The sequence below is a fragment of the Piscicoccus intestinalis NBRC 104926 genome, assembly GCF_001515525.1.
In the GTDB taxonomy this organism is placed as follows: Bacteria; Actinomycetota; Actinomycetes; order Actinomycetales; family Dermatophilaceae; genus Kineosphaera; species Kineosphaera intestinalis.
Genome location: NZ_BCNQ01000215.1, coordinates 1 through 5,557, shown reverse-complemented (window position 1 = coordinate 5,557; position 5,557 = coordinate 1). Strand labels below are relative to the sequence as shown.

Sequence of the window (5,557 nt, the reverse complement as noted above, 5' to 3'; positions counted from 1 at the left end):
GGTCCACGACCTGCCGCTGACGCTGAACTCCAAGCTCGACGTCGCCCGGCTGCCGCTGCCCGCCGCAGCCGCCCGCGGACGCCGCCCGAGCGGGCCCGTCGAGGAGGCCGTGTGCGCGGCGTTCGCGCAGGTCCTCGGCCTGGAGACGGTGGGCGCCGAAGACGACTTCTTCGCCCTCGGCGGGCACTCGCTGCTCGCGATGCGCGTGGTGACCGTGCTCGGGCAACGCCTCGGCCGCCGCGTCGGCGTCGCCGCGCTGCTCGCCGCCCCCACGCCCGCCGGGCTCGTCGCATCGCTCGGCGCCGACCACGACCCGTTCGCCGTCGTGCTGCCTCTCGGCGCCCGACGAGAGGCCGGTCGGGGCGGCGCCGGCCGGCCCGGCTCAGCCCCGGTGGCCCCCGTAGCCCCGGTGGCGCCGGTGCTGTGCGTGCATCCGATGCTCGGCCTGGGCTGGACGTTCTCCTCGCTCGCGGCGCGGCTGCGCGCCACGCAGGCGGACGCCCCCGCTGTGTACGCGCTGCAGTCCCCGGCGCTGCGCGACCCGGCCGGCCTGGCCGACTGCCCCGACCTGAGCGTGCTCGCGGCCCGGCTCGCCGACGAGGCCGAGATCGCCTGCGCCGCCGACGGCGACGACCTGCGTCGCACGGGCTGCCGACTCGTCGGCTGGTCGTTCGGCGGGCACGTCGCGCACGCGATGGCCGCCGCGTTCCAGGACCGCGGGGTGGCCGTGCACGGGCTGCTTCTGCTCGACCCGGGCCCGCCCGCGGGCCGGCGCCCCGTGGACGACGAACCGGACCGCCTCCCCGACAGCCCCGCGGATCCCGGCGCGGTCGCCGACCAACAGGAGGTGCTCGCGTTCCTGCTGGCCGCGGGCCTGCGGGAGGCGCCGCCGGAGCTGGGGCCGCCGTACGACCCGGCCGAGACCCTCGACTTTCTCACCGAGGGCACCGGCGCGTTCAGCGCCCTCGGCGCGGACGACCTCGCCACCCTCACCCGCGTCTTCACCGCGAACCGGCGACTGCTCGCGACCGCCCGGTCCCGCCCGATCGCGGCCCCGACGACGCTCGTCGTCGCCACCGGCTCCGGGGCGGGCGACGCCACCGAGAGCACCCGCGCGGCGAGCACGCAGGAGGCCGTTGCCGCGTGGGCCACGTTGACGACCGGTGGGCTGCGCCGCGTCGACCTCGACGTGCCGCACGACCTGCTCACCGCCCCGTTCGCGGCCGAACGACTCGCGCCGCTGCTGACCGACACCGACCCCGAGCACCCCGCTGCCCCGATCGCCCAGGAGACCCGATGAACCCCTTCGACGACGACGCCGCCGACTTCCTCGTGCTCGTCAACGACGCCGGCCAACACAGCCTCTGGCCGACGTTCCGGCCGGTGCCGCAGGGCTGGCGCACGGTCTACGGCCCGGGCGCCCGCTCGGGTGCGCTGGCCTACGTCGAGGCGAACTGGCCGGACATCACTGCCCGCCCCCAGACCGAGGCAGCCGCACCGGCAGGCCCGGCGCACTCGGCAGATCCGGTGGCCGCCACGGCAGGGCCGGCGCGCCACGGGTCCGCGCCCGCACCGGCCTCGTGAGGGGCTGGTTCGACCTCTCCGGCTGGGTCATCGACCTCACCCCGCTGCGCGTCAACCGGCAGTACCGGCTGCTGTTCACCGGCCGCCTCATCTCGGTGTTCGCGCTCGGGATGCTCATTGTCGTGCTGTCGGTGCAGACCTACGACCTCACCGGCTCCTCCCTGCAGGTGGCGCTCGTCAACACCGTGCTCGGCCTCGCGACGATCACCGGCTCCCTGGCCGGCGGCGTGCTCGCCGACCGGGTCGACCGGCGCCGCGTCATCCTCGTCAGCCGCGCCCTGGCCATCGCCGGGTTGGTCGGTCTGGCGCTCAACGCCGGCCTGGAGAGCCCGTCCGTCGCCGCGCTGTACGTGTTCGCGGTCTGGGACGGCGTCACCGGCGCGGTCGGCGCCACCGCCTTCGGGGCCGCCGTGCCCGCCGTCGTGCCCCGCGCGATGCTGCCGGCGACCGGCACGCTCATGGCCGTCTGCCTCGACCTCGGCTCGGCCGCCGCCCCGCTGGCCGGCGGGGTGCTCGCGGCCCGCGGGGGAGCGCAAGGCGTGTACTGGGCGGTGGCCGCGGTCAGCCTCGTCTCGTGGCTGACTCTGCTGCCGCTGCGGCCGATCCGACCCGGTCAGGGCTGTGCGGGCGAGGCCGACCCCGAACCGCCTCGGCCGCGGGCAGCCGCGGGTTCGGGCTCCCCGAAGCGACGGGGCGAGCGACTGCGCGAGTGGGGCGCCGACCTCGCCGGGGGCGTGCGCTTCGCCCGTTCGGAGCCGGTGGTGGCGGCGGTGCTCGTCATGGGCTTCCTGCAGATCTTCTTCGCCTCCCCGCACGTGCTCATCCCCGAGTTCGTGCAGGGCCACCTGCACGCCGGTCCGGAGGCGGTCGGGCTCATGTACTCCGCCACGTCCGTCGGGGCCATCCTCGCGACGCTGTGCAGCGGCTGGGTGCCGCGCGTGCGCCGCGTCGGCCTCGTCATCGTCGGCGTGTACGTCGCCTCCGGGCTCGGCATCGCGCTCTTCGGTCTCGCCCCGAGCGTGGCGCTGGCCGCGGTCGCGATGGCCGCGGTGGGAGCCGGTGACGTCGTCGGCGAGATCCTGCGATTCACCGTGCTCGCCGAACGCACCCCCGACCGGCTCCGCGGCCGCGTCCAGAGCCTGTGGACCGCGCAGGTGACCGTCGGCGACAGCCTCGGTGGACCCGTGCTCTCGCTCGGTGCCCGACTCATCGGCGTCGGCCCCGTCATCGTCGTCGGCGGCCTCGTCGCCGCCGTCACCACCGCCGCCCTGCTCATCACCCGCCCAGCCCTGCGGAGCCTGACCCGCGACCGGTCGGGCGACCCGGCCGACCGGTCCCGGCCCGAACCCGTCCCGGAGCGCGACGCACGAGACCGACCCGGCTCCGACCCGGCCACCGACAACCCGCAGAACCCGACCCGACGCACGAGGAGCAGCTCATGACGACCTTCGTCCCGCGCCACTACGCGCCCGACGTCGACCGCGGCAAGATCGCGCAGTACTTCTTCGACCTCCGGGCCCGGCGCATCACCGTCGACTCGACGCAACGCCTGTCGGAGCGAATGATGCGGGTGCGCTTCACCGGCGCCGACCTCGACGACTTTCCGACCGTCGCCCCCGAGGACCACGTCAAGCTGTTCTTCGACCGCGACGAGCGGGGTGACGTGCGGATGCCCCAGCTCGTCGACGGCCGCTGGTCGCCGGCCGGCCACACCTACCGCGACTACACGGTGCGCGCGTTCGACCCCGCCGGTCCCACCCTCGAGATCGACTTCGTGCTGCACGGCCACGGGGTCGCCGGCCGATGGGCCGCGAGCGCCGCGCCCGGAGACAGCCTCGGCATGCTCGGCCCGCGCGGCGCCTTCCTCGTGCGCGACGTCTGCGACTGGTACGTGCTGGCCGCCGACGAGACCGCGCTGCCCGCCCTGTCGCGGTGGGTCGAGGGGCTGCGCGAGGGCGTGCCGGTGACCGCCTACGTCGAGGTGCAGGACGAACGCGACGAGATCGAGCTGACCACCCGCGCCGACCTGCGTCTGCGCTGGCTGCACCGCGGACCCGCCGCACCCGGCTCCACCCGCCTGCTCGCCGACGCCGTGCGCGCCCACGAGTTCGACGACGGAGACGGATTCGTCTGGGTTGCAGGAGAATCCACGTCGATCAAGGAGCTGCGGCGGTACCTGTCGCGCGAGCGCGGGTTGCCCCGCGACTGCTGGGACGTCGACGGCTACTGGCGCCGCGGCGCCGCCAACCACGACCACCACGACGAGCCCGAGGAGCCCGAGGACGACCCGGTCGAGCCCGGTGAGCCGGGGCCGCGAGGGGCCGACGAGGAGCCCGTGCCGCCGGCATCGGGGCGTGTCGATGGCTGACGTGCTCGTGCGGTTGCGACCCCGCCCGGGTGCGCCACCGCCTCCGAACGGCGCCGCGGTCGAGCCGGGCTTTCGGCTCGTCGTCTGCCCGCCCTCGGGCGCCGGGGCGCAGTACGCGCGCCCGTTGCTGCGCGCGGGCGTCGAGCTGTGGGCGGTGCGCTACCCCGGCCGGGAGACCCGCATCGGTGAGCCGTTCGCGACCGACGTGACCCAGCTCGCCGCCGAGGCCGCCGTCGCCCTGGCGCCCCTGCTCGCGGACGGTGTTCCGACCGTGCTGCTCGGCCACAGCATGGGCGTCGGAGTCGCGGTCGAGACCGATCGGCTGCTCGCCCAGGCGGCGAACGCCGGAGCGCGCCCCAGGCTGCTCGCCCTGTCGGCCCGGCAGGCGCCGGACGCCGAACACCCCGACCACGCCGAACGCGCGCAGCTGCGCCGGCTGACCACCGACGACGCCGCGCTGCGGGCCTGGGTGGAACGCCTCGGTGGGGTGCCCGCGCCCCTGCTCGACGACGCGGATTTCCTGGCGATGTATCTGCCGATCCTGCGGGCCGACCTGCTCGCCTCGCTCGATCACGCCGCGCTGCCGTACGCCGGCCCGGACCCGACTCCGCTGCTGCTGATCAGCGGCGACGCCGACCCCGTCGTGCCGCCCGGCAGCATGGCCGGCTGGGCGTCGAACACACACAACAGTGTGAGATCGGTGGTGCTTCGCGGCGGTCACCACGCCCTGGTGGACGACGCCGACGGCCTCTATGCCGCCCTCGCGGCGGCGCTTCAGGCCGAGCCGGTGCCGCGGGGGGCTCGATGACCAGCGCGTCCGCCTCCCGCCCGCCGCTGCTGCCGCACGCCCGGTCCCGCGTCGCGACCGTCACGGCGGTGCTCGTCGTGGCCGTGCTCGCCGCGACCTACGCGAGCATCGCCCTCGGCTCGTCACGCCTGGCCGGCGAGCAGGTCTGGGCGGCGCTGCGCGGCCAGGCGACGGACGCCCACGCCGCGGTCGTCCTCGGCCTACGCGTCCCCCGCACGGTCGTCGGCCTCCTGTGCGGCGCGGCGCTCGGCATCGCGGGCGCCCTCTCCCAGGCCCACACCCGCAACCCGCTGGCCGACCCCGGGCTGCTCGGCGTCAACGCCGGGGCCTCCCTGGGCGTCGTCGTCGCGTTGGCCTACCTCGGCGTCACCTCCCCGGCCGGCTACGTGTGGATCGCCGTCCTCGGCGCCGTCGTCGCCGGGGCCGTCGTGCTCGGCCTGGCGGCTCGCATTCGCGTGCTCGAGCCGATGACGACCGTCGTGCTCACCGGCTCCGTGCTCACCGCCCTGCTCGGCTCGGCAGCGAGCGCCGTCGTGCTCGTCAATCCGCAGACGATGGAGTCGTTCCAGTTCTGGAGCGTCGGCTCGCTCGTCGGGCGCGACCTCGGGGTCGCCGCCGGCATCGCCCCCGTGCTGCTGCTCGGGTTCGGCGCCGCCCTCGCCAACCTGCCCGCGTTGCCGGGCCTGGAACTCGGCGACGAGTTGGCCGCCTCCCTCGGCCGGCGCGCCGGACTCGACCGGGTGGTCGGGCTCGGCGCCGTCGTGCTGCTGGCCGGCGCGGCCACCGCGGCCTGCGGC

6 protein-coding genes are annotated in these 5,557 nt (G+C 76.0%); all 6 read left to right on the top strand.

From position 1 onward, the window contains the following. The coding region (locus PINTE_RS20140) for a thioesterase domain-containing protein (protein WP_169798588.1) at positions 1-1,300 on the top strand (1,300 nt) is incomplete at its 5' end. Next, the gene (locus PINTE_RS22270) at positions 1,297-1,584 is read left to right on the top strand and encodes an MbtH family protein (protein WP_084343854.1); all 288 of its coding nucleotides are present in this window, start codon (positions 1,297-1,299) and stop codon (positions 1,582-1,584) included. The genes PINTE_RS20140 and PINTE_RS22270, both read left to right, overlap by 4 nt. Continuing rightward, positions 1,581-3,026, top strand: a complete 1,446-nt coding sequence (locus PINTE_RS20130; protein WP_068434193.1) for an MFS transporter — start codon at positions 1,581-1,583, stop codon at positions 3,024-3,026. The genes PINTE_RS22270 and PINTE_RS20130 overlap by 4 nt, the downstream gene beginning before the upstream one ends. Beyond that, positions 3,023-3,952 carry a siderophore-interacting protein gene (locus PINTE_RS20125; RefSeq protein ID WP_084343852.1) on the top strand — a complete coding sequence of 310 codons (930 nt, stop codon included), beginning with the start codon at positions 3,023-3,025 and terminating at the stop codon, positions 3,950-3,952. The genes PINTE_RS20130 and PINTE_RS20125 overlap by 4 nt, the downstream gene beginning before the upstream one ends. Continuing rightward, on the top strand, positions 3,945-4,760 hold the full coding sequence (locus tag PINTE_RS20120; protein ID WP_068434191.1) for a thioesterase II family protein: 816 nt from the start codon (positions 3,945-3,947) through the stop codon (positions 4,758-4,760). The genes PINTE_RS20125 and PINTE_RS20120 overlap by 8 nt, the downstream gene beginning before the upstream one ends. After that, a partial coding sequence (locus PINTE_RS20115; protein WP_068434189.1) for a FecCD family ABC transporter permease occupies positions 4,757-5,557 on the top strand: 801 nt, incomplete at its 3' end. The genes PINTE_RS20120 and PINTE_RS20115, both read left to right, overlap by 4 nt.